This is a genomic window from Mannheimia kashgarensis, assembly GCF_041807705.1.
Taxonomy (GTDB): Bacteria; Pseudomonadota; Gammaproteobacteria; order Enterobacterales; family Pasteurellaceae; genus Mannheimia.
Map to the genome: position 1 here is coordinate 1 of NZ_JBGTYY010000019.1, position 26,414 is coordinate 26,414.

Below are 26,414 nucleotides of genomic sequence, written 5' to 3' on the forward strand. Positions count from 1 at the left end.
CACACAAAAAGGCGAAAGCGTTACGGCTGAGCCTCTGCCTGAATATACAGGTTTGGTAGAAATTACAAAAAAAGGCGAAAGCGTTACGGCTGAGCCTCTGCCTGAATATACAGGTTTGGTAGAAACCACACAAAAAGGCGAGAGTGTTACTGCTGATCCTCTACCTGAATACACTGGTTTGGTAGAAATTACAAAAAAAGGTGAAAGCGTCACCGCCGATCCTCTACCTGAATATACAGGTTTGGTAGAAACCACACAAAAAGGCGAAAGCGTCACCGCTGACCCTCTACCTGAATATACAGGTTTGGTAGAAACCACACAAAAAGGCGAAAGCGTTACGGCTGAGCCTCTACCTGAATATACAGGTTTGGTAGAAACCACACAAAAAGGCGAAAGCGTTACGGCTGAGCCTCTGCCTGAATATACAGGTTTGGTAGAAATTACAAAAAAAGGCGAAAGCGTTACGGCTGAGCCTCTGCCTGAATATACAGGTTTGGTAGAAACCACACAAAAAGGCGAAAGCGTTACGGCTGAGCCTCTGCCTGAATATACAGGTTTGGTAGAAATTACAAAAAAAGGCGAAAGCGTTACGGCTGAGCCTCTGCCTGAATATACAGGTTTGGTAGAAATTACAAAAAAAGGTGAAAGCGTTACGGCTGAGCCTCTGCCTGAATATACAGATTTGGTAGAAACCACACAAAAAGGCGAGAGTGTTACTGCTGATCCTCTACCTGAATATACAGGTTTGGTAGAAACCACACAAAAAGGTGAGAGTGTTACTGCTGAGCCTCTGCCTGAATACAAAGATAGTACGATTTTTGTTTCTGAGCCAGCAGCACAAATCAATGCCCTGCTCAGCTTAACTACTGAGGTAGATAAAGCCATTATTTCCCCAAGTACAAACAACCAGAAAGTATGGGCAAAGATTGGCACAACAGATAGCACCTATCGTTCAACTATAAACAATTTTAATCAGAGACTAACTCAAACTCATCTAGGAGTAGAGAGCGTATTGAATAACAACATTGTTATCGGGGCGATACTATCAAAATCCCAATCAAAAAATGATTTTAAACAATCATTCAATGGTAAAGGGACAACAACAATGTTATCTCTTTATGGTAAAAAAGAGTGGAAAAATGGCATATCTATTGGTATTGATACAAGTTTAGGTAAAGCCCAAAATACCGTTACTTATATGGATAAATCCGCTAAATTTAATCGTAATATTGTAGTAGTTGGAGCCAATATTAGTAAGTATTGGGCGGTTCAAGGTTTTAATATTAAACCAACTATGGGCGTACGCTACTACCATCTATCAAGTGTAAATTACCCATTACCTATGGCAAACATAAACACGCCTTCAGTGGATTTAGTAAGCTATCAAGCAGGATTATCAATCAGTAAAACGTTCGATATTAACAAAGTAAAAATTACACCTGAGATCAGCAGTTATATCTTAAATGTTAATCACGGAAAATTGAAAACCCAAATAAACGCACGGAATTTGGAACAGGGAATAGGAAATCAATTCAAACAAGAAATGGGCATTTCCTTATCGTTCCATAACTGGAATACCCGCATTAATGCAGGCATTTTAAAAGGCAATAAAAGACAAAATCAAAAATCTCTGTCTTTTAAAATAGGCTATGAATGGTAAATTTTTATCGAGGTGAAAGTGAATTTAGCATATATTTGGGGTACACCATTACAAAGCGGACATTTAAAATCCGAATTCATCGACTTTATTGTGCGTGAAGAATTAGGCTATGAACTCTCTGGCGAAGGCGAATTTGTTGCGGTTAAAATCCGTAAAACGAATGCGAATACCCTTTTTGTTGGTGAAAAATTGGCAAAATTTGCAGGCATTTCGGAACGAGAGATGAGCTACGCAGGCTTAAAAGACCGCCACGCCGTTACCGAGCAATGGTTCTGCTTACATTTGGCAGGCAAAGAAACGCCCGATTTCTCCACCTTTGAATGTGAAAGTGTAGAAGTGTTAGCCGTTACTCGCCATAATCGTAAAATTCGGATTGGTTCTTTAGCAGGTAATCATTTTGAATTATTACTACGTGATGTTAAAAAAAGCGATGATCTCATTCATCGCTTACAGCAAATACAAGCGGTCGGATTTCCTAATTATTTTACCGAACAGCGCTTCGGGCGAGATGGACATAACTTAACCCAAGCTCTGCGTTGGGCAAAAGGCGAGATTACCGTAAAAGATCGTAAAAAACGCAGTTTTTATCTTTCAGCTGCTCGCTCGGAAGTGTTTAATTTAGTGGTTTCCCAACGTATTGCTGATGGCTTGATAAACCAAGTGCTAGAGAATGATTATGTTCAGCTGGCTGGCTCAAATAGTTTTTTCTGTGTAAAACAAGAAGATATTGCCGAAACACAAGCACGTTTAACTAGTTCCGATGTGTTACTCACTGCTCCTCTCATCGGTGAAAAATCCCTTGAGGTAGAAAGCAATCCAACGGAGAAATCCATCATTGAGCAACACGCTGATTTAGTGGCATTGATGAAAAAAGAGCGAATGAATAATGCTCGCCGAGCAATGCTGTGTAAGCCTCAATATCTCAAATGGCAGTTTGAAACAGACGGATTACGATTGAAATTCTTTTTAGATTCAGGCAGTTATGCTACAGGACTGGTACGAGAGCTGATTCTTTTATCAGAAGAGAATGAAGTTTAATTTAGCAAGCGGTTAGATTTATTAGATTTTTTGCAATTTGCAAAACTTTCTTAAAATCTTACCGCTTTTTACACTTTTAGACTAAAAAAATTGTCGAAAAATTGTTAGAATTGACTACTTTTATACTTAGTATCTCTTTAGCAGTAAGATCTAAAGGAAATTATGAGAATTTTAATCAGTAATGACGACGGTTTTCACGCTGTCGGCATTCAAACCTTAGCCAAAGCATTACGAGATGCTGGGCATATTGTTACGATTATCGCACCCGATCGTAACCGCAGTGCGGCATCAAGTTGTTTAACACTAGTTGATCCTCTGCGTGTACATCGTTTTGATGAATATAATTATGCGGTAATTGCTGGCACGCCAGCCGATTGTGTCCATTTAGCCTTAAATGGCTTATTTGATGGCAAATTTGCCGAAAAATTTGATTTGGTAGTTTCGGGCATTAATCACGGGGCGAACTTAGGCGATGATGTGGTTTACTCAGGCACAGTGGCAGCGGCATTAGAAGGTCGCCACTTGCCATTACCGAGCATTGCGGTTTCGCTAGTTGGACGTAAACATTCCTCGTTTTTAGATGGAGAAAACCATTTTGAAACTGCGGCTCAGGTTGTATTAGATTTGCTGGTAAAAATGGAAAGCCAAGTGTTCCCCACAAACCACGTTTTAAATGTGAATGTGCCAAATTTACCTTATTCAGAACTTAAAGGTACGATGATCACCCGTTTAGGTGCGAGATCACCGGCAGCTGAAATTGTAAAACAGAAAGATCCCCGTAATGCCTATGTTTACTGGATTGGTGTAACAGGCGATCCTATTGATGAAAGCTACGGCACAGATTTTTATGCGTTAAATCGAGATTGTGTGTCTATTACTCCAATCCAAGTGGATATAACCGCACATAAAATGATTGCGACTTTAAAAGGCATTTTTAATGAAACTGTTTGAAAAAATTTATGACAAAACAATGGAATGGTCAAAACACCGTTTTGCGGCATTTTGGTTGAGTTTCGTCAGCTTTATTGAGGCAATTTTCTTTCCTATTCCGCCTGATGTAATGCTGATTCCTATGTCGATGGCAAAGCCAGAAAATGCGTTTAAATATGCACTTTATACCACCATTGCTTCCGTGTTAGGTGGTATTATCGGTTATTTTATCGGCTTATATGCAACCGACTGGGTGCAAGGTGTTATTGCCAACTGGGGAATGCAAGCAAACTTTGATAGAGCAAAGGATTGGTTTGAAACTTGGGGCGTGGCAGTGGTATTTTTAGCAGGGTTCTCTCCGATTCCTTACAAAGTATTTACCGTATGTTCAGGCGTATTACAGATGGCATTTTTCCCATTCGTAATAACCGCTGCAATTTCTCGTTTTGCTCGTTTTATTTTGGTTGCAAAACTTTCTGCGTGGGGTGGAAAAAAATATGAAGTTAGAATTCGCCACTCTATTGAATTAATTGGTTGGGGAACTATCCTACTTGCGGTAGTTACCTATCTTCTTTATAAATTATTGAACTAAAATTTTAAGGATAATAGAAAATGAAAAAATCACTTTTTGTTTTATCTCTTGCATCTTTTGCATTAGTGGGTTGTTCAAATACTTCCAGTGAATCAAATACTTCATCTTCAGAAATGACAGAAGCAAATGCAAGCTGGCAAGCAGCGGATAGCATTCAAACTGCACCAATGCCTGCTTCAATGAATCAGCCTGTTGCAGTTCCGGCACCACAACCTGTTTACTCAGCTCCACAACCGATTTCTGCAGCTCCTGCTCCAATGCCGGTTTCAAGCGGTAGCTATGGCTCTCAAGTAGAAACTGTAGGCAACTGCCAAGTTGTGCGTGATGGCAATAATGCCCCAATTTACTCACAAATTACCAAAGGTTGCTACACCGATAGCTCTTATACAGTGGGTAGAAGCGATACTCTTTATTTAATCGGCTACTTAACAGGCACAAGTGCGAGCCATATTGCAAACTTAAACGGCTTAAATGCAAATGCTACATTAAAAGTGGGCCAAGTATTGCGTGTGCGTTAATAGGCGGATGGAATGAAAAAATCATTTTTGACATTTGCAATTTCTTGTGCATTTTTGACCGCTTGTGGAACAAGCTCAAAACAAGACAATCTTGATGATCCGAACCTATTACCCTCAGGCACATTAGAGCCTGTTGCAGGCTCTGGAGCAAGTCAAGGAAGTTATAGTTTACCGTCTGATATCAAGCCAACTTCTATGCCTGATAAAATGAAATAATTTAGGATAATCATTTAATGAAAAAGCAATTTATTCTTTTACCTTTAGTTTCTGCTATTTTAGCTGCTTGTTCCTCGAACAATCCTGCACCAGTGGTAAATGCTTCGGGCAATAATGAACTAAGCCCAGGTGTAATGCAGCCTGTAGATACCAATGTGGGTACAATAAACTCAAATGGTGGTTGGCAGTCAGATATTCAATCAGCACCAATGCCAAGCTCAATGAACACGTCTGTGCAAACAATTCCACAGCCTGTTTCTTCTGTGCCACAACCTATTTCTACACCGCAGCCGATTGCGACTGTACCACAGCCTGTTATCACTAATCCTGTGATTACAGAGCAACCTCCACAGCCTACAACCACGACTAAAATCGTGAAGAAAACCAAAACGGTAGAGAAAAAAGTCGATCAGAATTTTGAGATTCCTCGCGATGCTAACAATGCACCGATGTATAACCAAATTCAAAAAGGCTTCTATGACGGCTCAACTTACACAGTTCGCAAAGGCGATACAATGTTCTTAATTGCTTATATTGTGGGTAAAGATGTCAAAGAAATCGCTGCTCTCAACAATATGAGTGAGCCTTATCAATTAAATGTTGGGCAAAAAATCAAAACGGGTAAATCGGCTACTGAAACCATTACGGTTGAGGAAAAAATTACTGTGCCTGTTGAACCGCAAATTACTTATCAGCAAGGTGCAAATGGTACAACTTATGCATCTGATGGCAACATTACTGGTCCTGTAAAAGCAGGTGCCGGCAATGCAGAAGTACCTGTTGCGAATAGCGGTATTCGTGCTTCAGCCGGTACAGTTTCAGCAGTAACAGCTTCAGCAGGTAAAGTAAGCCAAATTGAGAACCCAACAAGCTCTACTATTCGAGCAACTACAGCAACAACGGCAAATTCAGTATCAAGTTCAAATACAGCAGCACCAGCTTCATCAATCAAATGGCAATGGCCAACAAATGGGCGTGTTATTGCTGGCTTCTCATCTGCAGAAGGCGGTAATAAAGGCTTAGATATTGCAGGTACGAAAGGTCAAGATGTGCGTGCAGCGGCAGCAGGTAAAGTGGTGTATGCAGGTAATGCTCTGCAAGGCTATGGGAACTTAATCATCATCAAACATACCGATGATTTCTTAAGTGCTTATGCACACAACAACACCATTGATGTTGATGAGCAAGACACCGTTAAAGCAGGTCAGAAGATTGGTACTTTAGGCAGCACAGGCACAAATACTAACAAACTTCACTTTGAAATTCGTTACAAAGGTAAGTCTGTCGATCCTGCTCGTTATTTACCAAGAAAATAATGGTAAATTTTTACCTTTTTAGACCGCTTGTATCCTTAGCTAATTACAAGCGGTCTTTTTCTATTGGAATTTTGCAAATGACAGATAGACAAATAATAAGATGCGATTGGTGTGAAGGTAGTGATATTTATGTGAAATATCATGATGAAGAATGGGGGAAACCTGAATTTGATAGCCTCAAGCTGTTTGAAAAAATTTGCCTTGAAGGACAACAAGCCGGGCTATCTTGGATTACGGTATTGAAAAAGCGAGAAGCCTATCGCCAAGCATTTCATCAATTTGATCCCGTCAAAATCGCTCAAATGACAGAACCCGATCTCGATCAATTAATGCAAAATGCCGGGGTAATCCGCCACCGTGCAAAATTAGAAGCCATTATCAAAAATGCGAAAGCCTATCTTACGATGCAGGAAAAAGGCGAAGATTTCAGTGACTTTATTTGGGCGTTTGTAAATCATCAACCACAAATTAATGATGTACCAACCCTTCAAGCCATTCCAGCGAGAACGGAGAACTCAAAGGCGATGTCTAAAGCATTAAAAAAGCGAGGATTTGTTTTCGTAGGGGAAACCACTTGCTATGCGTTTATGCAGTCAATGGGATTAGTTGATGACCATTTGAATAATTGCATCTGTAAAACAAAATAGCGATAAAAAAATAAGGCGACTTAGTGGTCGCCTCATCTCAATTCAAATTATTGATTGCTTTGAACGTAATCAATCGCTGATTGAACTGTAGTAATTTTTTCAGCTTCTTCATCTGGAATTTCAATATCGAATTCTTCTTCTAAAGCCATTACTAATTCAACTGTATCTAAAGAGTCAGCACCTAAATCTTCAATGAATGAAGCTTCTGGTTTAACGTCTTCTGCTTTCGCGCCAAGTTGATCAACAATGATTTTTTTTACGCGTTCTTCAATGCTCATTTTGTTTTTCCTATAGTGAATATCGCATAAGTGCGAGAGTTAATTAGTGTAATCGAAATAATTTTAGATACAACCTTTTATAAAAAGGTCTAACCAGACTACTTCAATACACAAGAATAAAACTGTAATCAGTTTCGCCATTCTACCATTATGTTTGTCTTTAATCTATAGCGATAGTTCAAATTTCCCGATCTGCTTAACGAACCTTAGCTAATTCAGCTCGCATTTGCTCAATCACAGCTTGGTAATCAGGCTGGTCAAAAATCGCAGAACCAGCTACAAACATATCTGCACCTGCTGAGGCAATTTCCGCAATATTATTCACTTTCACCCCACCATCAACTTCTAAGCGAATATTATAGCCACTCTCATCAATACGGCGGCGTACTTCACGCAATTTATCTAAGGTTGAGGAAATAAAAGATTGTCCGCCAAAGCCCGGGTTTACCGACATCAACAAAATCACATCGATTTTATCCATCACATAATCTAAATAATGCAGCGGTGTTGCAGGGTTAAACACCAAGCCCGACTTACAACCTAAATCACAAATTAGCTGTAAATTGCGGTCAATATGCTCCGTTGCTTCTGGGTGGAAAGTAATATAATTCGCCCCTGCTTTGGCAAAATCTGGAATTAAACGCTCAACAGGTTTTACCATTAAATGCACATCAATCGGGCATTGAATACCATAATCTCGCAATGCTTTACAAATTGCAGGGCCGAAAGTTAGGTTTGGCACATAGTGATTATCCATCACATCAAAATGAATTAAATCCGCTCCAGCTTTTAGCACTTCTGCCACATCGTCACCAAGTCTCGCCAAATCTGCCGATAAAATCGAAGGGGCAATCAAATAAGGATTTTTGCTCATATTTCCTCACAATTTATGAATGAATAATTGCTAGATTACCATAATTTTAAAAATGAAAATCAGATCTAGATCTAAAAATTCACTTTTTCTTTAAATTCCATAAAAAAGTTATGGAATAAGAATAAAATTTCGTATAATATATATCCCATAATTTAATTATGGTTAATGAGCCTATTGTCAAAATTCTGGAGAAAATATGAAAAAAGGGATTCATCCTGAAAATTATCGTGAAGTACTGTTTTATGATGCCTCTGTACAACAAGGTTGGGTTATTCGCTCTTGTGCCTCAACAAACAAAACAATGGTATGGGAAGATGGTAAAGAGTATCCACTTTATACCTTAGATACCTCATCAGCATCACACCCGGTTTACACAGGTAAACGCCGTGAAGTGAATACAGAAGGTCGTGCAAGTCAATTTAAAGATAGATTTAAAGGCTTTGCTACAACCCTTTCAAATAAAAAATAGAAGGACATAAAATGAAAATTTTAAACTCATTGAAATCAGCAAAGACACGCCACCCTGATTGCCAAATTGTCAGACGCAAAGGTAAACTCTATGTAATTTGCAAAACCAATCCGAGATTTAAAGCTCGTCAGCGTTAACAAAAAACTCCGTAAGTTTCTAACCTACGGAGTTTTTTATTAGTTAAAGTGGCTTAGGCTTAAGCCGCAGCCCATAACCCGCCAAAAACTTGGTAGAACAAGCTATTTAACAGTAATAATCCAAAACCTAACACCATTACCGAGAAATCCAACATTCCTGTTCTTGGTAGCAGTTTGCGGATAAAGCCAAGCACAGGTTCAGTAATTTGGGCAACGGTATAATCAAGTGGGTGGTTGCCTTGTGTAACCCAGCTCATTAATGCTCGAATTAAGGTAGTGAAAAAGAGAATTTGTCCAAAGGTTTTCACTAAACTTAATAAGCCGATTAAAACGGAGCGAGGTACATCAACGCCAAATAAGATAAATTGTAACGTGACTAATGCCGCTGCAATGAAGAGTGCGGGAAAGCAGATGTTTTTAACCGTTGGAATTAATTTGCCAACTGGAGCGACTAAAGGCTCAGTGATTTTGAGCAAAGTTTGTGAAATAGGTAAACGTGGATCAACGCGGCAAAATTGTAACCACGTTCTTAACACTAAAATAAAACTAAAGAAGCCAACAACTAACGAAATAACAGGGGCTAAAAATTCCATTTATTTCTCTCTTTTATACTTAAAATTAAAAAACAAACGGTCGTTTTTACGAAAAAATTTGCAAATTTTCAGAAAAATATGACCGCTTGTATCTGTGTTAATCAATTAAGCTTGTGCTGGGTAATCCCACCAAATGTCGAATAACTCGCTTACTTGTACATTTTGTAAGCCGTTGTTTTCTAACCAAGTTTTCACTAATTGGCGGTGAGATTCATCACATTTGCCTAATTTTTCTAAGCAAATTAAACCTTCCCAATTTAAGTAGCCGTTTGCTTCTAAGGCTAAACCGTTTGGACGAATAACTTCATCAATGAAACGATCAACCGTTTCATCAATTTGGTCAATACCCGTACCTTCAACAAAGCTGAATTTGATTGCAAAACCTAACTCTTGGTATTCGTCTAAGTGCATTTTTTTACGCTGACGAGCATTACGTTGAACTGCCATTTTTTCTCTCCTCTATTAAATAAACTATTGCTATTTTTTTACAAAATATAAATCCCACACACCGTGTCCTAGCTTATGTCCTCTTTCTTCAAACTTGGTTAGAGGGCGAAAATCTGGGCGTGGAATAAAATCATTGGTTGCTGATGTATTTTGCAATTTATCTTCGAATTGGCGTAACACGTCGAGCATATGCTCTGAGTAATTTTCCCAATCGGTTGCAAAATGAATAAAGCCGTTCGGGCTTAATTTTTCAATCACTCGTGTGATAAATTCAGGTTGAACAATACGGCGTTTGTGGTGTTTTGCTTTCTGCCAAGGATCGGGGAAATAGAGCTGTAATCCGCCCAATGAGCCATCGGCAATACTATCTCGTAGAATTTCGGTTGCATCGTGGCAAATCACTCTTAAATTCTTTATCCCTTTTTCTAGTGCATAAGCAATACAAGCCCCAACGCCCGGGGTATGCACTTCAATACCAATATAGTTTCTATCTGGATTTTGTTCTGCCATTTCAACTAGCGATTTGCCCATTCCAAAACCGATTTCTAACACAACAGGGTTGTTGTTACCAAAAATCTGCTCAAAATTAAACGGGGTTGGCTGATAATCTAGCCCTAAATTCGCCCAGTTGTTGTTCATCATATCACGTTGATAATCGCTTAAACGACCAGTACGCAACACGAAGCTACGCACTTTTCTTAAATAACGACCATCTTCGGTAAATTCAGCTTGCTCAACCGTTTTACGTTTTTTATCTGCAAAAGTTTGCTTTTCTGACATTTTCTCGCCTTAAAACTTCACTAATGCAGAACCCCAAGTCCAGCCGCCGCCGAAAGCCTCGAGGAGTAATAATTGACCACGTTTCACACGCCCATCACGTACCGCTTCATCAAGGGCAACAGGCACAGTTGCCGCACTGGTATTGGCGTATTTATCAAGGGTAACCACCACTTGATCCATTTCCATCTCTAATTTTTTCGCCGTTGCAGTGATAATGCGTAAATTCGCTTGATGTGGAATGAGCCAATCAAGGTCAGATTTTTGTAAATTGTTTGCCTCAAGCGTTTCTTCTACCACGCTTGAAAGCTGGTTAACCGCAATTTTGAAAGTCGCATTGCCCTGCATTTCGATAAAGCCCGAACGCTCTTCGCCACGTTTTTGACCTTTTAACGTCAGGTTATTATCCAAATCTGGTGAAGCGTGTAAGTGGGTGGAAATAATTCCTTGCTCTTCGCTCGCTTCTAAAATCACTGCCCCTGCTCCATCGCCAAATAGCACAACGGTGCTGCGGTCAGTTTCATCTAGCATTCTAGAATTGATGTCTGAACCGATTACTAATGCTTTTTTCACTTGCCCGTTACGCACAAATTGATCGGCAACGCTTAACGCATACACAAAACCTGTACAAGCTGCGGCTACGTCAAAGGCAATCGCATCTTGAATATTTAATAAGCCTTGAATTTGGCAAGCCGCACTTGGGTAAGCGTGAGAATTGGTGGTTGTACCCACCACGATTAAACTAATTTCATTAGCATCAATTTTTGCCATTTCTAACGCTTGTTGAGCCGCTTTTGCACCCATTGTTGCAACAGTTTCATCAGCTGCGGCGATACGGCGTTCACGAATGCCCGAACGAGTTACAATCCACTCATCAGAAGTGTCCACCATTTTTTCTAAATCAGCATTGGTGCGAATTTGACCCGGCAAATAGCTTCCCGTTGCTAAAATCTTGCTGTTCATATTTTTGATTATTCTCAATCGATTAAAATAGTAATCCGTTATTATAGCGTGAAAATAGAGAAATATATAGACTTTACAAGCGGTTGTTTTTGGTAACTTTTTTACTAAAAACAACCGCTTGTGAATTTATTGAACCGAAATTTTAACACTTACCACTTCTTGTGGCTGAAGTAAGATATTCAGCCGAGCAGTTTCAACACAAACCATTTTCTGATAAGCATTTTCGCTCATTCCGCCTGTTGGTTTATGCCAAGGATTCCATAAAACTGTTTCTGTTGCATTGTGATGTTCAACCACAATGGCTCTTTGGTAAGTGAAATCCTGAATGATATTTGTTGGGTTCGCTGCATAAATACAGTCTATGTTTTGATCGACTTGGCGAGGAGATGGCACTTCAACTTCTTGATCGGTTAGCTTATCAAAACAGCGAGTTGGCAAGCCTTGCACTTCCACTTTTGTGATATCGCCAACATTAAAATAAGTATGCAATGCTAACTGTGCAGCCTCTGAGCCTAAATGTGTAAAATATAGCCCGCAAGTTTCTCCTAAAATCATCTCTATTTTGGCTTCCTGTTCTAAAGCGAACACTAAACGAACGCTTTCACTAGAACAAGAATGTTCAACTAAATTCCACTCTCGAATACGAGCCGTGCCGTGGGCAGGTTCTTTTACTGTTCCAAACCAAGGGTAACAAATCGGCACGCCACCACGAATAGCTGAGCCTGCTTTAAAAGGCTCAATTTCACTTAACCACAATACATCTTGCTCCGCATTATATGGCTGCCAACTTAGCAGTTGAGCCCCTTGCAACGCAATTTTGGCTTTGACTTTGCTGTGATTCACTTCCAGCACGTCCAATTCATTATATTTGGTTAATTTTAATTCATTGCTCAAGTTCATAATATTTTCCTTTGATGACTAAAATGATTGAAAAGCAACAAAAATGTGAGTTAGATCACAAAATCAAGCATTAATTTTCTACCCCATTTAGGTAGTCGCTATAATATCCTATATTCTAACATAGATAAGGAGAAAAATATGAAAACCCTCGGCGAATTTATTATTGAAAAACAAGCCGAATATCCCGGAGCGAAAGGCGAATTAAGTGGTATTTTGTCATCAATTCGTTTAGCCGCCAAAATTATTCATCGTGAAATCAACCGTGCGGGCTTAAGCCAAGATATTTTAGGCACCGCAGGTTCTGAAAATGTGCAGGGCGAAGCTCAAATGAAGCTTGATGTTTTCGCAAACGAAACAATGAAAAAAGCCTTGCTTGCCCGTGAAGATGTAGCTGGTTTTGCCTCAGAAGAAGATGATGACTTTGTTGCTTTTGATACCGAACGTGGTCGCAATGCAAAATATATTTTAATGACCGATCCGCTTGATGGATCTTCTAACATTGAAGTGAATGTATCTGTTGGCACGATCTTCTCGATCTACCACCGTGTTTCGCCTATTGGCACACCTGTAACCAAAGAAGATTTCTTGCAAGAAGGACGTAAACAAGTTGCCGCAGGCTATGTCACTTATGGCTCATCAACAATGTTGGTTTACACCACAGGTAATGGCGTGAACGGCTTTACTTACGATCCATCATTAGGCTTATTTATTCTTTCCCACCCAGATCTCAAAACCCCAACGGAAGGGAAATATTACTCCATCAACGAAGGACAATATGTCACCTTCCCTCAAGGAGTAAAACGCTTTATTAAATATTGCCAAGAAACGGACGAAGCCACCAAACGCCCATATTCATCACGCTATATCGGTTCATTGGTATCAGATTTCCACCGCAATTTATTAAAAGGCGGAGTCTACATCTACCCAACTTCAACCGTTTACCCAAAAGGCAAATTACGCTTACTCTATGAATGCAACCCTATTGCCTTCTTAGCAGAACAAGCAGGCGGAATGGCAACCGATGGCTTTAACCCAATTTTAGACATCAAACCAACCGAACTCCACCAACGTGTACCATTCTTTGTAGGCTCAAGTTCAATGGTAAAACAAGCGGGCGAATTTATGCAAGAATTTGCGAAATAGAACGCTATCTAAAACAAAAGGCGAACATCAAGTTCGCCTTAATTTTACTTAATCCAGTTTCTTATAAATTCCGCAATTTGCTCCACATCATTAATATCCAACCAATTTTCTCTCTCAAGCGGGTAATCCGTTGCGGTGGCAATCGTCCATTGGTCTAGCTCTGGCAATGGTTTTTCAATCCCTTTGCGGTGGAGCTGAATTTTTGGCAAGGTTTCGTGTTTAAAGCCTTCTACGAAAACGAGATCAACCTCTTGCGGGTTGAATTTTGCAATTAATTGAGAAAATTCGACCGCTTGTTTGGTTTCTGTCATTAATGCCCAACGTTCATCGCACACAATCATTGTCGGGTTTGCTCCTGCTTCACGTAGGCGGTAGCTGTCTTTGCCTTTTTTATCTACATCAACGTTATGGTGGGAATGTTTAATCAGCCCAACCCGAATACCGCAAGCGGTCAATTTTGGGATTAATTTTTCCAATAAGGTGGTTTTACCTGTGCCGCTGTAGCCTGTAATTGCAAGGTTTTTTACAGGGAATTGGCTTACTCGGCTTAAATCTTCCAATGTATTCACGTTGGTGAATGCCGATTTTTGTTCGGAAAAATCGACTGCCACACTTTTTTGCGATTGAAAAAACCAAAGTAATCGGCGTTCGCCCAATGCTAAATAGGCAATAAGTTTCTCCTTAACAGAACGATGAACTAATGCAAAAGTTGGGTGTGGACGTTCTCCATCGTGAGCATAGGCAATTTGTGCCTGATTAATTCGCAATGCCGTTTGTAATTTTTGCAATAGAGTTGTTGGAATAAAGGGCGTATCGCAAGGCACAAAGAGCAAATAGTCACTTTCAATTTGCTCAAATCCTGCCAGCATTCCACTGAGTGGACCTTGAAAATCAGGCAAGCTATCTTGATAGTAAGAAAAAGCAGGATAAAGCTGCTGATATTGCTCAATAGAACGATTGACATTAAGCCAAATGTCACTAACTTGTGGTGAAAGTCGGGCTAAAATGTGTGAAATAAGCGGTTTTCCTTCAAAAAGTTGTAACCCTTTTTCTACCCCATTCATTCGACGAGCTAAACCGCCCGCTAAAATCACGGCTGAAATGCGTTCTTCTATTGTTTTACTCACAGCTTTATCCCTTAAAATTTTGCAAAAATAAGAGTAAAAGTATATTATTTCGTTTAATTTCCAACAAGTTTTTTAAGGGGTAAAAGATGAAATGCGAACGTTTAGAAGAGTTATTAGAGTTACTTGGCGAACATTGGCGTAAAAATCCTGACTTACACCTCATTGATATTTTGCAGCAGCTTTCAGTTGAAGTGGGCGAGCCTGATAATTTCAAAGCGTTAAGCGATGAAGTGTTAATCTATCAGCTTAAAATGCGAAATGCAGGCAAATTTGAGCCTATTCCTGGCATAAAAAAAGATTATGAAGATGATTTTAAAACGGCTTTATTGCGAGCTCGTGGAATTTTAAACGATTAAGATTGTCTTATCCGTTAACTAGTTTAGCATTTATTATTTATCAACATTTTTGAAGGAATCATTATGAAAAAATTGGCATTAAAAACGGCATTTGTTGCACTTTCTGCCCTTTTTACATTTAACTCAACGGCAATCGCTGCTGATCCAACCGCAGGCAAAGAATATATCGAAGTGCGTAAAGCACCTTCTGCACAAAAAGAAGTGGTGGAATTTTTCTCATTCTACTGCCCACACTGTTATGATTTTGAATTAAGCTACAAAATCCCAAGCCAAATCAAAGAAAAATTACCAAGCGATAGCAAATTAGTGCAATATCACGTTAATTTCTTAGGTCGCCAATCTGAAGATTTAACTCGTGCTTGGGCATTAGCAATGGCATTAGGTGCGGAAGATAAAGTAAAAACCGCATTATTTGAAGGTGCTCAAAAAGACGCATTCAAATCAATGGACGATATTCGCTCTGTATTCTTAGCAAACGGCATTACAGCTGAACAGTTTGATAGCGGCATTAATAGCTTTGCGGTAAATGGCTTAGTGAATAAACAAGTTCAATTAGCGGAAGACTTCCAAATTCGTGGTGTGCCTGCATTCTTCGTAAATGGTCAATACCAACTCAACTTAGAAGGCTTTGCAGATTCTTCATCAACGAATGATTTCATCAAACGTTATGTTGATGCGGTTGTGTTCTTAAGTAAGAAATAACCCCTTAAAATAGTTAGGGTTTTACAATGCTGAGTAGGTAAATCCTATTCAGCATTTTTTATATGCAAACTCGGAGAACAAAATGACAAAGTTATCTATCCTAAACCTTGTACCTATTCGTGAAGGGCAAACTGCCAAACAAGCGGTCGATTCTATGGTGAAATTAGCAAAACACGCGGAAAGTATCGGCATTGAACGCTATTGGATTGCAGAGCACCACAATATGAAAAACCTTGCCAGCTCGGCAACACAGCTCCTCATTCAGCATGCCCTTTCTCACACTGAAAAATTAAGAGTGGGATCAGGTGGCGTGATGTTGCCTAACCATAGTCCTTATATTGTGGCAGAGCAATACGGTACGCTTGAAACACTCTACCCTAACCGTGTAGAACTTGGGCTTGGGCGAGCACCAGGCACCGATATGCGAACCGCTACCGCTTTACGCCGTAATGCACAAAGTCTGCCATTTCCTGATGAAATCAGCGAACTAAAAGGTTATTTTGAAGGCACAAATCCTGTGTCTGCCTACCCTGCACAGGGGTTGAATGTGCCGTTTTATATTTTAGGCTCAAGCCCTGAAAGTGCCTATTTAGCAGCAGAACGTGGCTTGCCTTATGCCTTTGCTTCACATTTCGCTCCTCGTTTTATGGACGATGCGGTGCGAATTTATCGCACACACTTTAAGCCGTCTGAAGTGTTAGATAAACCCTATGTGATTTTAGGTGTGAATGCGATTGCGGCAGAAACCGACCAAGAGGCAGAACAGCTTGCTACCACTCAGACTCAGTTTTTCTTAAATGTTGTTACCAATGCCCAAAACTATTTACAACCGCCCGTCGAATCTGATGATAAAGTGTGGGAAAATTTTGTGAAAGCGGAAATCGTACCGCATTTCGGGCCTGTTGCGTTCCAACAAAATGCGTTATACAACCAAGAGAAAACCGTTGTTCGCCAAATGACTGCTTGTTCACTTATCGGTAGCCGAGAGAGCGTTGAACAACAGCTCAAGTCATTAAAAGCACGCATTGAAATTGATGAAATTATGGCGGTGAGTTATATTTTCGATGAGCAAAAACAGCATCAATCCTATACTTGGTTAAAAGAGATTGCAGATAAGGTGTGATATGAGCAAAACAATGCAACAAAAAGCCGCTGATGCACATAATATGTGTAAGCTAAAAGGCGACTCTATGTTAGATAACTCAGACCGCCAAATTGCCTTTGAAGCAGTGTATGATAGTGAAGAAATAGCTGTACAAGCGGTCGAATTTTTCACACAAAAAGCAAAATCGGTAGAAACCGAGCCTTGCGACATTCAAAGTGAAATCACACCCATTATAGATGGCTTTCTGATGAAAATGTGGATAACTTTCAGTTGCCAAGCAGAAGTAATCTTATTTCAAATGGCGGTAAGATAGATATGAAACAAGCGGTTATTTTTGATGAACTTTTTGCAAAAAATCTTCAGAAAATAACCGCTTGTTTCATTATACCTGTTTAACCGATGCCGACGCGCTACTTGGTTTACGGCGTTTACCGATATTTTTAGTATCTTTGTGGCGAACTTTCACTTTTTGCTTCGCAGATTCTTTTTTTGCCTCTTTTTTCTTTTTGATACGGGCTTTTTCTTTTTTGCTGGTGACATTCAACTCACCGTCTTTCGGGGCTTTGGTGCGAGGTTCTAAGCCTTCAATGATACGAGGTTTTAACGCTTCTTCGGTGTAACGTTTGATTTTACCGAGTAGCTTGTAGTCGTGGGCTTCAACTAAAGAAACAGCCGAACCTTTTTTGCCTGCACGAGCGGTACGTCCAATGCGGTGGAGGTAAGTATCCGCACTATATGGCAAGTCATAGTTAATGACGAAATCCACATCATCAATATCAATACCTCGAGCCGCCACATCCGTTGCTACCAGCACATTCACAATGCCCTCTTTTAAGCGAGCAATCGCTTGGTTACGTTGGGTTTGTGCCATATCGCCCTCCAGATAAGTAGAACGCAAGCCCCGTTTACGCAAGGTTTCACTTAACTCTCGCACATCTTCACGGCGGCGGACAAACACAATCGCTTTTTCAATCGAAAATTCGCTAATCAGTCTCGCCAATAATTTGGTTTTATGCTCTACGTTATCGGCGTGATAATACCATTGCTGGATTTTTTTACGCTCACGGCGGCTTGGCTCTGCATCTACTTTGATGGGTTCGTTTAATAATCGCTCAGAGAAATCTTCTAGCAATTCGCCCTCAAGTGTGGCTGAGAACAACCAAGTGTGTTTGCGCCAGCGGGTTTCTGCCGCAATTTTCTCCGCATCTTGCCCAAAGCCCATTTGCAGCATTCTATCTGCTTCGTCAAAAATCAGCACTTCAACCGCTCGACAATCAAAATTTTCTTCCTTGATGTATTGCATTAAGCGACCTGGCGTTGCCACCACAATATCTTGGTTGCTGTTAAACACTTCACCGTGATTTTGATACGCCACGCCACCTGTGATGGTCGCAATACTCAAGTTGGTAAATTGTGCCAGCTCTTCAGCTTGTTCCGCCACTTGCATTGCCAGCTCTCTGGTTGGTGTTAGCACTAAAATGCGAGGAGCCCCCAGTTTGCGGCGTGGGTAATCTAATAAATGTTGAATAGCAGGCAGTAAGAATGCGGCTGTTTTCCCCGTACCTGTTGGAGCAGAACCGAGTAAGTCAAGCCCCTCAAGGGCTGCAGGGATAGTTGCTTGTTGAATTGCGGTAGGGCGGCTGTAGCCTTTTTTCGCTAAGGCTTTTAGAAGTTGAGGGCTTAAATCAAGCTCCTCAAAGGTCATTAGTTGGGACATATTCTGTTCTCATCAATAATTTTGGTAAAGTATATCACATTAAAAGGTTGGCGTGAGGCGAATAAAACAATGCTTGATTTGCAAAAAACTGGTAAAATATGACTTCTTGTTATTCACAACTTAGAGAGGAAAAAAGATGTTTGTTGAAATTTATGGGCGTTTATCTTGCCCGTACTGCGTGCGTGCTAAACAATTAGCCGAGAAAATGAAAACTGAATTAAGCGATTTTGATTTTAAATTTATTGATATGATCGCAGAGGGTTTATCAAAAGAAGATTTAGAACCTCGTGTTGGCAAGCCTGTTGCCACCGTACCACAAATTTTTGTTGATGATGCTCACGTTGGTGGCTGTACTGATTTCCAAGCTTTTGTGAAAGAAAAATTTGGCATTATTTAATGAAAAGAAGACCGCTTGCAAGCGGTCTTCTTTGTTAGTTTTTTACAAATTATTGCTCTTCTTTCGGCAAACGTTTAATTGCAAAAATTAAACCGCCCCAGATGATCGTCATTGCAACTACCATCGTAATAATTGCTGCGGTACTCATTATAGTTCTCCTTTTGATTCATTTTTCCACGCTAATTTTGAAAGTAGGTAAGCAACTACCGCTAAACCAATCGCCATACCCCAACCAAAGGTGTTTACAAACCAGCTTGGGTAGCCTTCATAACCCTCACGATATACTTTTGCAATTTCGCTGAATAGCATAAATGCCAGTACACCTGCGGTAATTACGATACATAAGCGCCAGATAAAGCCAACTTTAAATGAAGAAACTTCGTTAATATGTCTTTCTAACGTGCTGAGTTTTTCACTGGTTACAATCACCACTAATGAAACAAACGCTACCGCTACAATACCAAATTGGTTCACGAATTTATCCATTACATCAAGCATTGGTAAGCCTGTAGTTGTACCAAATAAAGTTACTGATACAGCCATCATTGGAATACCCACTAATAACGTTGCTTTTACACGTCCTGCGTTCAATTTATCCTGTACTGCAGAAATAATTACCTCAACCACAGAAATAAATGAGGTTAATGCAGCAAAGGTTAGTGAACCGAAGAATAACACGCCGACTAACGATCCCATTGGTGCTTGGTTAATAATGGTTGGGAATGCAAAGAATGCCAAGCCGATACCGCCTTTCGCTACTTCATTCACTTCTTGACCTGCCGCTGTTGCCATAAAGCCAAGTGCTGCAAATACACCGATACCTGCTAATAATTCAAAACCACTGTTAGCAAAACTCACTACTAAGCCTGAACCTGTTAAGTCTGTTTTTGGTTTGAGATATGAAGAGTAAGTGATCATAATCCCGAAACAGATAGAGAGCGAGAAGAAGATTTGACCATAAGCAGCAATCCACACACTTGGGTCTGTAAGTTTATCCCAGTTTGGTGTGAATAGTGCATCTAAACCTTTTGCTGCCCCCGGTAGAGTTAATGAATAGCCCACTAACACTAGGAACATTACGATTAATAATGGCATTAACAAGTTTGAAGCAGCAGAAATCCCTTTTTTAATACCAAGTGCTAATACTACAATTGCCACTAACCACACCGCGATTAATGGCCCCGTTACCGCACCGACAAATTCAAAGCTAACACCTTGAGAGATGTCGCCCATTTTCAAAAATTCACCGATAAAGAAATCAACAGGTTTATCGCCCCACGCACCACTCAGCGAGAAATAGGTGTAGCTTGCAGCCCAACCTAAAACCACTGCATAGTAAATACCGATAATCCATTGATTAACACTTGCCACCAGCCGAAGGTTTCAAATTTAGGGCTGAAACGGCGAAAAGAAAGCGGTGCACCGCCACGATATTTATGCCCGATAGCATAATCTAAGAATAACAGCGGTAAGCCTGCGGTTAATAATGCGATGATGTATGGCAGAATAAATGCACCACCACCATTTTCATAAGTGGTATAAGGGAAACGCCAGATGTTTCCTAAGCCTACGGCAGAGCCAATCGCCGCCATAATAAATGCCCCACGACCGGCAAAGGTCTCTCTTTGTGGAGCAGATGATGATTGAATAGACACGGTAGATACCTCAAACTTATAACGGTTTATATAAAAAATAACTTTAAATTGTATAAAATGTGATTATTCACACTTTGGAAGCAAAATATGCCGAAATTCCAAATGAAAGTAAAGCAGAAAAATAAAATAAAAACAGGTAAAAAACGCCACAAAAACAGGATAAAACTTCAATATGTATAAATTTATCAGATATAAAATCTAAAAAATGGCATTTGTTAGATAAATGAATTGAAAAGAATATATTCATCCAGCATAATAATTTGGTTAAATTCTTAACAAAAAATAACACACCATTACTACAATGATGTGTTATTTTTATAAGGGATAGGTTACTCTACTGCCTCATTTTTTTCTATAGAGGAAGGTTCGACCTTCGCTTGTTTCACCATATTTTCACTCACTTCAAGAATAGTAACTTTTAAGTTATATAGCTCGAACTCCATTCCTTCATGAGGAATTTTTTCTAAATGCTCCAATAACAAGCCATTAAATGTTCGAGCTTCATCAATAGGTAAATCCCAAGCAAATAGTTTGTTCAGATCTCTTAAATTTGCTGAACCCTCAATAATCACTGTGCCATCTGATTGTTGCTGAACTTCTTGCTCAAGCGTTGGAGCTGATGAAGTGGTAAACTCGCCAACAATTTCCTCTAAAATATCTTCAAGGGTGACTAAGCCTTTAATATCGCCATATTCATCAACCACTAAACCAATTCGCTCTTTATTAGCTTTGAAATTCATTAATTGCGTCGTTAATGGAGTTCCTTCAGGAATAAAATAAACTTCATCAATTGCACGCACTAACATCTCTTTGGTAAATTCATTCTTTTCCAACATTAAACGAAATGCTTCACGCACACGCAAAATACCCACAATATTGTTATCTATATCGCCTTTGTAAATTAGCACTCTAGCGTGAGGAGCATGATTAAGCTGACGCATAATTGCTTTCCAATCATCATCAATATCAATGCCACTAATCTCATTGCGAGGTACCATAATGTCATCAACCGTTACTTTTTCCATATCTAAAATAGAGACGAGCATTTCACGATGTTCGGCAGGAATAAACTTCCCTGCATCTAGCACAGCACTACGCAATTCTTCAGCACTTAACCCTTGTTTATCCTTTTGTTGAATACGCAGTAATTTTAATAACCCCGCAATAATTAAATTCATTAAAAAGACAACTGGATTTAATAACTTTTTTAGTGGCGTAAGAATAAAGCTAGCAAAAAACCCCACTTTCTCAGGATAAGTAGCAGCAATTGTTTTAGGTAGAATTTCAGAAAATACCAACATTGCGAAAGTTAGCAGCCCTGTTGCAACCGCAACTCCTTTTTCTCCGGAAAGTTGCATACCGATCATCGTTGCGATCGCGGAAGCAGCAATATTAACAAGGTTATTACAAATTAAGATGAGACTAAGTAGAACATCCGTTCGTGCTAAGAGTTTTTCCGCTAATTTTGCCCCTTTATGCCCTTGCTCAGCAAGATGACGCATTTTATAACGGTTTAAAGACATCAAGCCCGTTTCTGAGCCTGAGAAAAAAGCTGAAAGTACTAAAAGAATAGCTAAGGTAATAAATAAACTACTCAGGGGAATACTGTCCAAAATTCAATTCCTATATAAATTAATCATAAAGTGATTGCTATTCGATAATTGCTATCACTCACTTCGCCTAAAAAAACCGATTTGCAAAAAATCGGGCTTTTTTAACCGCTTGTAGCAATTAGTGGACGATCAAACGACTACCGAAATAGCCGATTGTGAGCAACATCATACCCGAAATCGAATAAATAAGCACCCGTTTTCCTCGCCAACGTAATTTCCATTGACCGAGAATTTGTATGTTATACACAATCCACGCTAAAAACGAGAAAATGGCTTTGTGAATATGTTCCGGCTCAAAAAAGTTATGTAAATAAATCACTCCCGAAAATAGTGTGAGTGTAAGCATTGCTTGTGCTGCTAGTGTTAAGGTAAAGAAATGACGTTCAACTGACATTAAAGGTGGAAGAATTGAGCAAAAGAACATTTTTTTGCTTTTGAGTTTATTGTCTAGCCATTTTAATTGGAATGCATAAATTAAGGCGAGGAAAAATAACGCATAAGAAAATAATGCAATGCCTAAGTGGAAAATAAACCCAGCATTTTCTTCGATATTGCGGATAAAACTTCCCTGCACAAAACTGGCTACCGCCACACTACAAATTGCAAAGGCATATACAACAAGCAGAGGAAACCACGCAGTTTTCCATTTAAGTAACGCAAAGGTTACACAAATCGCCATAATGAAACTCATTAAAGAGATCACATTCGTTACCGTAAAATTCTGCCCTTCTATTAGCCATAATTGGTTGTATAACAAGGCACAATGCAGAAGAATCGCTAATAGACCTAGTCCAAAAACAAGGGTGATATTCGGCTTTTTATTTTCCGTTGCACTTTCCAAATTCACTAAGGTGGGGGCAACCCAAAGCAACGTTAAGGCATAAGCTGCAATAGCTAAAATAGGAAGTAACATATTTTCTCGAATCTCGTCAAATAATAATAACTTTCAGAATTTTAATCAAAAGTCGGCTTTTTAGCTAGTTTTTGCGATAACTAGATGAAAAATTATTCCGAAATGTAATTGCTTTTTATGTTAAGTCAAAAAAGCCGCTTCATTTCAGTGAATATTCTACATCAAAAAAATAATTTTCCTTTGACTAATTTGCTTTCTATCTGTAATATGCACACCCTATGCAAAAGGTAAAACTACCCCTTACGATTGACCCTTACAAAGACGCTCAGCGTCGAGTGGATTATGAAGGTTACATTTCAGGTGAGCTTCTAAAACGCTTGGGTGAATCAGTATGTAATGTGCTAAGTGATGCACAAGTGACACTCTCGTTATATATCGATCCACAACGTTTAACTGTGATTAAAGGCACAGCGAAAATTGATGTGGAATTTGATTGCCAACGATGTGATAACCCGTTTACACACACGCTAGACTGTTCATTTTGTTTCAGTCCGGTGTCTAACATGGATCAGGCGGACATCTTGCCCGAAATTTATGAACCTATCGAAGTAAACGAGTTCGGTGAAGTAAATTTACTAGATATGATTGAAGATGAATTTATTCTTGAATTACCTCTAGTCCCGATGCATAGTGAAGAACACTGTGAAGTGTCCGTGAGTGAACGTGTATTTGGCGAATTGCCGGAAGAACTGGCAAGCAAACCAAATCCGTTCGCAGTATTAGCTAATTTAAAGAAAAACTAGATCTAGGAGAAAGCCCGTGGCTGTTCAACAAAATAAGAAATCTCGTTCACGTCGTGATATGCGTCGTTCACACGATGCATTAACAACTGCAGCAGTTTCAGTAGATAAAACAAGTGGCGAAACACACTTCCGTCACCACGTTACTGCAGACGGTTACTATCGTGGTCGTAAAGTAATCAACAAGTAATTCCTTTCGAGGTTTATCTTGAATGATATCACTCTAGCAGTAGATGTGATGGGCGGGGACTTCGGTCCCCGTGTTACTATTCCTGCTATAGCACAAGCTCTTCAAAAAAATGCTAATCTCACATTTTTATTATTTGGTAATCAACACCAAGTAATGCCACTATTACAAAAATATACTCTACAGCATCACCCTAAAATTCAATTTCATCATACCGAACAGGTCATTGATGCTGATATTCCTTTTTCTAAAGCAATCCGCCAAAGTAAAAACAGCTCTATGCGTTTAGCACTTGAGGCAGTAAAAGAGGGAAAAGCCCAAGGTTGTGTAAGTGGAGGAAATACAGGTGCATTAATGGGGCTAGCTAAATTACTCATTGAGCCACTCCCTAACATTGAACGCCCTGCCCTTACCTCACTCATTCCTACAATGAACGGAAAATCAACGGTAATGTTAGATTTAGGGGCAAATATCGAAGTAAGCGGCTACCAGCTACAACAATTTGCAGAAATGGGTAATCTGTTTGCACAAGTAATGCTAGGTTTAGTTTACCCTCGCATTTCCTTGTTGAATATTGGTACAGAAGAGAACAAAGGCACAGCACAACTTCAAGCTGTTCACCAGCAGCTCAAACATAGACAAGATTTAAACTACATCGGTTTTATTGAAAGCGACAAACTCACCAGTTACTTAACAGATGTGATTGTTTGTGATGGTTACACAGGCAATATCGCCCTCAAAGCGTTGGAAGGTGCGGCAAAAAATATTATTTCCTTATTTAAAAAAGAGAAAGCAGACTCAAGCATTTGCCGCAATACCAAACGATACTTGCTTAAATTGATTTTCTATCGTTACTACCGCAAACTGCAAGAAATCAACCCAGACAGACACAATGGGGCAACACTGCTCGGCTTATCAAAAGTGATTGTAAAAAGCCACGGCGGAGCAAACATTAATGCCTTTTACTATGCGATTGATTATGCCATTCAGCAAATTAAGGGCGATATTCCGAATAAAATTTTGCAAGGTTTAAGTCAAACAGAAATAAAATAAGCGAACAAATCTGTTCGCTTATTTTTCTTTTAGCCCTGTAATTTCTTTACTCTCAAGCTAACTGCATTACGGTGGGCTTCTAACAATTCAGCACTTGCCATTCTCTCTACAGTTTCTGCTAACGCTAAAAAACCTTGTGGCGTTAGCTCTTGCACCGTCATTCGCTTACTAAAATCAGCCAAGCCTAAACTGGAGTAAGTTTTCGTGTAGCCATACGTTGGCAGAACGTGATTCGTGCCACTTGCATAGTCTCCCATACTTTCTGGTGAATATGCTCCTAAGAAAATTGAGCCTGCATTATCTAACTCTGCTAACAATGAGCGAGCATTTTCAGTTTGCACAATTAAGTGCTCAGGTGCATATTTATTACTAATTTCGACCGCTTGTTGCAGATTTTCTGCAATAAAAGTACGGCTGTGAACAAGTGCTTTCCTTGCTGTCTCACCACGAGGCAGTACCGCAACCTGTTTTTCCAATTCTTCATCAACCGCTTTGGCTAATGAGTTACTTGGGGTGACTAAAATAACCTGAGAATCTACCCCGTGTTCTGCTTGAGAGAGTAAATCGCTCGCCACAAATGCAGGATCAGCAAATTCATCTGCAATCACTAATACTTCACTCGGACCAGCCGGCATATCAATTGCCGTTCCTTCTTGTACCACTTGGCGTTTAGCCTCTGTCACAAAACTATTGCCTGGCCCGAAAATTTTATCCACTTTGGCGACACTTTCCGTACCAAATGCCATCGCCGCAATCGCCTGTGCGCCGCCAATGGCATAAATAGTTTCAACACCGCATAAATTTGCTGTATAGAGAATTTCATCGGCAATCGGTGGTGGTGTGCAAAGCACAATGTGCTTGCAACCTGCAATTTTTGCCGGCACAGCAAGCATTAAAACTGTCGAGAAAAGTGGGGCAGATCCGCCCGGAATATAAAGCCCCACGCTATTTATCGGGCGGGTAATGACTTGGCAACGCACACCGGATTGGGTTTCCAGATCCACTTCCTGTAGTTTTTGGGCTTGGTGAAAGGCGGCGATGTTGGCCTTGGCGTTTTGAATGGCGACTTTGAGTTCAGACGAGACACGCTCGACCGCCGATTGAATTTGCTCAGCAGGAACAATTAAGCCGCTGAGTTCGGTTTTATCAAATTTAGCTGTCAGCTCAAACAAGGCTTTGTCGCCTTGAGCTTTCACCAAATCTAAGATATTTCCTACCGCACTTTTCAGCTCGTCAGAGGCTGAAATTGCAGGACGAGTGAGGGCTTCGTGTTGTTCGGCTTCAGTGAGAGTGTTCCAAATTAGGGTTTGCATATTTTTTCCTTTGTAGGGGCGGGTCCTGTGCCCGCCCG

General features: G+C 39.9%; 32 protein-coding genes and 1 pseudogene. 19 read left to right on the forward strand and 14 right to left on the reverse strand.

The genetic code is table 11. The features are described from left to right. The 8 genes from ACERCF_RS08295 to ACERCF_RS08330 form a co-directional block, all read left to right on the forward strand. Positions 1-1,660, forward strand: a 1,660-nt coding sequence (locus ACERCF_RS08295; protein ID WP_373625283.1) for an autotransporter outer membrane beta-barrel domain-containing protein, incomplete at its 5' end; no start/stop codon positions are given. A gap of 18 nt (positions 1,661-1,678) precedes the next feature. Continuing rightward, positions 1,679-2,698, forward strand: a complete 1,020-nt coding sequence (truD, locus tag ACERCF_RS08300) for a tRNA pseudouridine(13) synthase TruD (protein ID WP_373625284.1) — start codon at positions 1,679-1,681, stop codon at positions 2,696-2,698. Positions 2,699-2,860: 162 nt separating this feature from the next. Further along, on the forward strand, positions 2,861-3,649 hold the full coding sequence (surE, locus tag ACERCF_RS08305; protein ID WP_373625285.1) for a 5'/3'-nucleotidase SurE: 789 nt from the start codon (positions 2,861-2,863) through the stop codon (positions 3,647-3,649). Continuing rightward, the gene (locus ACERCF_RS08310; protein ID WP_373625286.1) at positions 3,636-4,220 is read left to right on the forward strand and encodes a YqaA family protein; all 585 of its coding nucleotides are present in this window, start codon (positions 3,636-3,638) and stop codon (positions 4,218-4,220) included. The genes surE and ACERCF_RS08310 overlap by 14 nt, the downstream gene beginning before the upstream one ends. Before the next feature lie 20 nt (positions 4,221-4,240). Continuing rightward, positions 4,241-4,738, forward strand: coding sequence for a LysM peptidoglycan-binding domain-containing protein (locus ACERCF_RS08315; protein ID WP_373625287.1), 498 nt, complete (start codon positions 4,241-4,243; stop codon positions 4,736-4,738). A 12-nt stretch (positions 4,739-4,750) separates the two neighbouring features. After that, positions 4,751-4,954, forward strand: a complete 204-nt coding sequence (locus tag ACERCF_RS08320) for a hypothetical protein (RefSeq protein ID WP_373625288.1) — start codon at positions 4,751-4,753, stop codon at positions 4,952-4,954. Between the two features lie 17 nt (positions 4,955-4,971). After that, the gene (gene nlpD / locus ACERCF_RS08325) at positions 4,972-6,270 is read left to right on the forward strand and encodes a murein hydrolase activator NlpD (RefSeq protein ID WP_373625289.1); all 1,299 of its coding nucleotides are present in this window, start codon (positions 4,972-4,974) and stop codon (positions 6,268-6,270) included. 77 nt (positions 6,271-6,347) lie between these two features. Beyond that, complete coding sequence (locus tag ACERCF_RS08330; protein WP_373625290.1) at positions 6,348-6,917, forward strand: DNA-3-methyladenine glycosylase I; 570 nt, start codon at positions 6,348-6,350, stop codon at positions 6,915-6,917. A 47-nt stretch (positions 6,918-6,964) separates the two neighbouring features. Here ACERCF_RS08330 and acpP read toward each other — a convergent pair whose 3' ends face one another. Together acpP and rpe are read right to left on the reverse strand one after the other, a co-directional pair. After that, a complete protein-coding gene (gene acpP / locus ACERCF_RS08335; protein ID WP_159629021.1) occupies positions 6,965-7,195 on the reverse strand; it encodes an acyl carrier protein in 231 nt (76 codons plus the stop codon). A gap of 196 nt (positions 7,196-7,391) precedes the next feature. Next, positions 7,392-8,069 (reverse strand): ribulose-phosphate 3-epimerase, encoded by a 678-nt coding sequence (rpe, locus tag ACERCF_RS08340; protein WP_373625291.1) that lies wholly within the window; start codon positions 8,067-8,069, stop codon positions 7,392-7,394. A 196-nt stretch (positions 8,070-8,265) separates the two neighbouring features. Between rpe and ACERCF_RS08345 the strand changes: the two genes are divergently transcribed. Beyond that, entirely contained in the window at positions 8,266-8,538 is a 273-nt protein-coding gene (locus ACERCF_RS08345) for a type B 50S ribosomal protein L31 (RefSeq protein WP_373611970.1), read from the forward strand. Between the two features lie 11 nt (positions 8,539-8,549). Beyond that, entirely contained in the window at positions 8,550-8,675 is a 126-nt protein-coding gene (ykgO, locus tag ACERCF_RS08350; RefSeq protein WP_025218041.1) for a type B 50S ribosomal protein L36, read from the forward strand. Between the two features lie 59 nt (positions 8,676-8,734). On the opposite strand, the gene ACERCF_RS08355 is transcribed toward ykgO, so the two are convergent. The 5 genes from ACERCF_RS08355 to ACERCF_RS08375 all read right to left on the reverse strand — a co-directional run bounded on the left by ACERCF_RS08355 (position 8,735) and on the right by ACERCF_RS08375 (position 12,355). Continuing rightward, positions 8,735-9,268, reverse strand: coding sequence for a YggT family protein (locus ACERCF_RS08355; RefSeq protein ID WP_373625292.1), 534 nt, complete (start codon positions 9,266-9,268; stop codon positions 8,735-8,737). 105 nt (positions 9,269-9,373) lie between these two features. After that, positions 9,374-9,715, reverse strand: coding sequence for a YggL family protein (locus tag ACERCF_RS08360; protein WP_373625293.1), 342 nt, complete (start codon positions 9,713-9,715; stop codon positions 9,374-9,376). Between the two features lie 30 nt (positions 9,716-9,745). Continuing rightward, on the reverse strand, positions 9,746-10,495 hold the full coding sequence (gene trmB / locus ACERCF_RS08365) for a tRNA (guanosine(46)-N7)-methyltransferase TrmB (RefSeq protein WP_373611818.1): 750 nt from the start codon (positions 10,493-10,495) through the stop codon (positions 9,746-9,748). A gap of 9 nt (positions 10,496-10,504) precedes the next feature. Beyond that, positions 10,505-11,455, reverse strand: coding sequence for a beta-ketoacyl-ACP synthase III (locus ACERCF_RS08370; RefSeq protein ID WP_373611816.1), 951 nt, complete (start codon positions 11,453-11,455; stop codon positions 10,505-10,507). A gap of 126 nt (positions 11,456-11,581) precedes the next feature. After that, positions 11,582-12,355 (reverse strand): D-hexose-6-phosphate mutarotase, encoded by a 774-nt coding sequence (locus ACERCF_RS08375; protein ID WP_373625294.1) that lies wholly within the window; start codon positions 12,353-12,355, stop codon positions 11,582-11,584. A 138-nt stretch (positions 12,356-12,493) separates the two neighbouring features. Here ACERCF_RS08375 and fbp point away from each other — a divergent pair, with 138 nt between their 5' ends. After that, the gene (fbp, locus tag ACERCF_RS08380; RefSeq protein WP_373625295.1) at positions 12,494-13,498 is read left to right on the forward strand and encodes a class 1 fructose-bisphosphatase; all 1,005 of its coding nucleotides are present in this window, start codon (positions 12,494-12,496) and stop codon (positions 13,496-13,498) included. Between the two features lie 44 nt (positions 13,499-13,542). Here fbp and mobA read toward each other — a convergent pair whose 3' ends face one another. Next, complete coding sequence (gene mobA, locus ACERCF_RS08385) at positions 13,543-14,625, reverse strand: molybdenum cofactor guanylyltransferase MobA (RefSeq protein ID WP_373625296.1); 1,083 nt, start codon at positions 14,623-14,625, stop codon at positions 13,543-13,545. 86 nt (positions 14,626-14,711) lie between these two features. Between mobA and ACERCF_RS08390 the strand changes: the two genes are divergently transcribed. From ACERCF_RS08390 to ACERCF_RS08405, 4 genes are all read left to right on the forward strand, one after another. Further along, on the forward strand, positions 14,712-14,981 hold the full coding sequence (locus ACERCF_RS08390; RefSeq protein WP_006248320.1) for a YihD family protein: 270 nt from the start codon (positions 14,712-14,714) through the stop codon (positions 14,979-14,981). 63 nt (positions 14,982-15,044) lie between these two features. Then, positions 15,045-15,683, forward strand: a complete 639-nt coding sequence (dsbA, locus tag ACERCF_RS08395) for a thiol:disulfide interchange protein DsbA (protein WP_006248321.1) — start codon at positions 15,045-15,047, stop codon at positions 15,681-15,683. Positions 15,684-15,765: 82 nt separating this feature from the next. Then, a complete protein-coding gene (locus ACERCF_RS08400; RefSeq protein WP_373625297.1) occupies positions 15,766-16,806 on the forward strand; it encodes an LLM class flavin-dependent oxidoreductase in 1,041 nt (346 codons plus the stop codon). Between the two features lies 1 nt (position 16,807). Continuing rightward, entirely contained in the window at positions 16,808-17,101 is a 294-nt protein-coding gene (locus ACERCF_RS08405) for a YfcZ/YiiS family protein (protein WP_006252261.1), read from the forward strand. A gap of 69 nt (positions 17,102-17,170) precedes the next feature. Here the strand turns inward: ACERCF_RS08405 and srmB are convergent, their stop codons facing one another. Beyond that, positions 17,171-18,505, reverse strand: a complete 1,335-nt coding sequence (srmB, locus tag ACERCF_RS08410; RefSeq protein ID WP_373625298.1) for an ATP-dependent RNA helicase SrmB — start codon at positions 18,503-18,505, stop codon at positions 17,171-17,173. Positions 18,506-18,641: 136 nt separating this feature from the next. Here srmB and ACERCF_RS08415 point away from each other — a divergent pair, with 136 nt between their 5' ends. After that, the gene (locus ACERCF_RS08415) at positions 18,642-18,902 is read left to right on the forward strand and encodes a GrxA family glutaredoxin (RefSeq protein ID WP_373611809.1); all 261 of its coding nucleotides are present in this window, start codon (positions 18,642-18,644) and stop codon (positions 18,900-18,902) included. A 49-nt stretch (positions 18,903-18,951) separates the two neighbouring features. Here ACERCF_RS08415 and ACERCF_RS08420 read toward each other — a convergent pair whose 3' ends face one another. From ACERCF_RS08420 to ACERCF_RS08435, 4 genes and pseudogenes are all read right to left on the reverse strand, one after another. Further along, on the reverse strand, positions 18,952-19,050 hold the full coding sequence (locus ACERCF_RS08420; protein WP_373611808.1) for a methionine/alanine import family NSS transporter small subunit: 99 nt from the start codon (positions 19,048-19,050) through the stop codon (positions 18,952-18,954). Next, a pseudogene (locus tag ACERCF_RS08425) lies at positions 19,050-20,494 on the reverse strand (sodium-dependent transporter). The gene ACERCF_RS08420 and the pseudogene ACERCF_RS08425 overlap by 1 nt, the downstream one beginning before the upstream one ends. A 392-nt stretch (positions 20,495-20,886) precedes the next feature. Then, a complete protein-coding gene (locus ACERCF_RS08430) occupies positions 20,887-22,170 on the reverse strand; it encodes an HlyC/CorC family transporter (protein ID WP_373611805.1) in 1,284 nt (427 codons plus the stop codon). Positions 22,171-22,288: 118 nt separating this feature from the next. Beyond that, a complete protein-coding gene (locus tag ACERCF_RS08435; RefSeq protein ID WP_373625299.1) occupies positions 22,289-23,083 on the reverse strand; it encodes a cytochrome C assembly family protein in 795 nt (264 codons plus the stop codon). 218 nt (positions 23,084-23,301) lie between these two features. Between ACERCF_RS08435 and yceD the strand changes: the two genes are divergently transcribed. Genes yceD through plsX form a run of 3 tightly spaced genes read left to right on the forward strand, consistent with a single transcriptional unit; the run spans position 23,302 to position 25,063 of the window. Then, on the forward strand, positions 23,302-23,826 hold the full coding sequence (gene yceD / locus ACERCF_RS08440; RefSeq protein ID WP_373611803.1) for a 23S rRNA accumulation protein YceD: 525 nt from the start codon (positions 23,302-23,304) through the stop codon (positions 23,824-23,826). A gap of 16 nt (positions 23,827-23,842) precedes the next feature. Further along, positions 23,843-24,013: a 50S ribosomal protein L32 gene (gene rpmF, locus ACERCF_RS08445; RefSeq protein WP_006251723.1), complete on the forward strand. Its 171-nt coding sequence runs from the start codon at positions 23,843-23,845 to the stop codon at positions 24,011-24,013. Between the two features lie 18 nt (positions 24,014-24,031). Then, positions 24,032-25,063, forward strand: a complete 1,032-nt coding sequence (gene plsX, locus ACERCF_RS08450) for a phosphate acyltransferase PlsX (protein WP_373625300.1) — start codon at positions 24,032-24,034, stop codon at positions 25,061-25,063. A gap of 29 nt (positions 25,064-25,092) precedes the next feature. On the opposite strand, the gene hisD is transcribed toward plsX, so the two are convergent. Next, positions 25,093-26,376, reverse strand: a complete 1,284-nt coding sequence (gene hisD / locus ACERCF_RS08455) for a histidinol dehydrogenase (protein ID WP_373611801.1) — start codon at positions 26,374-26,376, stop codon at positions 25,093-25,095. Positions 26,377-26,414: the final 38 nt, after the last annotated feature.

What these genes read in the sequence shown, in the direction of transcription:
- hisD (WP_373611801.1), bottom strand. Translation starts at nt 26,376, where the DNA reads ATGCAAACCCTAATTTGGAACACTCTCACTGAAGCCGAACAACACGAA.
- ACERCF_RS08435 (WP_373625299.1), bottom strand. Translation starts at nt 23,083, where the DNA reads ATGTTACTTCCTATTTTAGCTATTGCAGCTTATGCCTTAACGTTGCTT.
- ACERCF_RS08405 (WP_006252261.1), top strand. Translation starts at nt 16,808, where the DNA reads ATGAGCAAAACAATGCAACAAAAAGCCGCTGATGCACATAATATGTGT.
- ACERCF_RS08390 (WP_006248320.1), top strand. Translation starts at nt 14,712, where the DNA reads ATGAAATGCGAACGTTTAGAAGAGTTATTAGAGTTACTTGGCGAACAT.
- surE (WP_373625285.1), top strand. Translation starts at nt 2,861, where the DNA reads ATGAGAATTTTAATCAGTAATGACGACGGTTTTCACGCTGTCGGCATT.
- dsbA (WP_006248321.1), top strand. Translation starts at nt 15,045, where the DNA reads ATGAAAAAATTGGCATTAAAAACGGCATTTGTTGCACTTTCTGCCCTT.
- acpP (WP_159629021.1), bottom strand. Translation starts at nt 7,195, where the DNA reads ATGAGCATTGAAGAACGCGTAAAAAAAATCATTGTTGATCAACTTGGC.
- ACERCF_RS08415 (WP_373611809.1), top strand. Translation starts at nt 18,642, where the DNA reads ATGTTTGTTGAAATTTATGGGCGTTTATCTTGCCCGTACTGCGTGCGT.
- ACERCF_RS08420 (WP_373611808.1), bottom strand. Translation starts at nt 19,050, where the DNA reads ATGAGTACCGCAGCAATTATTACGATGGTAGTTGCAATGACGATCATC.
- ACERCF_RS08315 (WP_373625287.1), top strand. Translation starts at nt 4,241, where the DNA reads ATGAAAAAATCACTTTTTGTTTTATCTCTTGCATCTTTTGCATTAGTG.
- ACERCF_RS08345 (WP_373611970.1), top strand. Translation starts at nt 8,266, where the DNA reads ATGAAAAAAGGGATTCATCCTGAAAATTATCGTGAAGTACTGTTTTAT.
- nlpD (WP_373625289.1), top strand. Translation starts at nt 4,972, where the DNA reads ATGAAAAAGCAATTTATTCTTTTACCTTTAGTTTCTGCTATTTTAGCT.
- ykgO (WP_025218041.1), top strand. Translation starts at nt 8,550, where the DNA reads ATGAAAATTTTAAACTCATTGAAATCAGCAAAGACACGCCACCCTGAT.
- ACERCF_RS08400 (WP_373625297.1), top strand. Translation starts at nt 15,766, where the DNA reads ATGACAAAGTTATCTATCCTAAACCTTGTACCTATTCGTGAAGGGCAA.
- ACERCF_RS08355 (WP_373625292.1), bottom strand. Translation starts at nt 9,268, where the DNA reads ATGGAATTTTTAGCCCCTGTTATTTCGTTAGTTGTTGGCTTCTTTAGT.
- ACERCF_RS08310 (WP_373625286.1), top strand. Translation starts at nt 3,636, where the DNA reads ATGAAACTGTTTGAAAAAATTTATGACAAAACAATGGAATGGTCAAAA.
- srmB (WP_373625298.1), bottom strand. Translation starts at nt 18,505, where the DNA reads ATGTCCCAACTAATGACCTTTGAGGAGCTTGATTTAAGCCCTCAACTT.
- ACERCF_RS08370 (WP_373611816.1), bottom strand. Translation starts at nt 11,455, where the DNA reads ATGAACAGCAAGATTTTAGCAACGGGAAGCTATTTGCCGGGTCAAATT.
- rpe (WP_373625291.1), bottom strand. Translation starts at nt 8,069, where the DNA reads ATGAGCAAAAATCCTTATTTGATTGCCCCTTCGATTTTATCGGCAGAT.
- ACERCF_RS08360 (WP_373625293.1), bottom strand. Translation starts at nt 9,715, where the DNA reads ATGGCAGTTCAACGTAATGCTCGTCAGCGTAAAAAAATGCACTTAGAC.
- ACERCF_RS08375 (WP_373625294.1), bottom strand. Translation starts at nt 12,355, where the DNA reads ATGAACTTGAGCAATGAATTAAAATTAACCAAATATAATGAATTGGAC.
- yceD (WP_373611803.1), top strand. Translation starts at nt 23,302, where the DNA reads ATGCAAAAGGTAAAACTACCCCTTACGATTGACCCTTACAAAGACGCT.
- ACERCF_RS08330 (WP_373625290.1), top strand. Translation starts at nt 6,348, where the DNA reads ATGACAGATAGACAAATAATAAGATGCGATTGGTGTGAAGGTAGTGAT.
- fbp (WP_373625295.1), top strand. Translation starts at nt 12,494, where the DNA reads ATGAAAACCCTCGGCGAATTTATTATTGAAAAACAAGCCGAATATCCC.
- ACERCF_RS08320 (WP_373625288.1), top strand. Translation starts at nt 4,751, where the DNA reads ATGAAAAAATCATTTTTGACATTTGCAATTTCTTGTGCATTTTTGACC.
- trmB (WP_373611818.1), bottom strand. Translation starts at nt 10,495, where the DNA reads ATGTCAGAAAAGCAAACTTTTGCAGATAAAAAACGTAAAACGGTTGAG.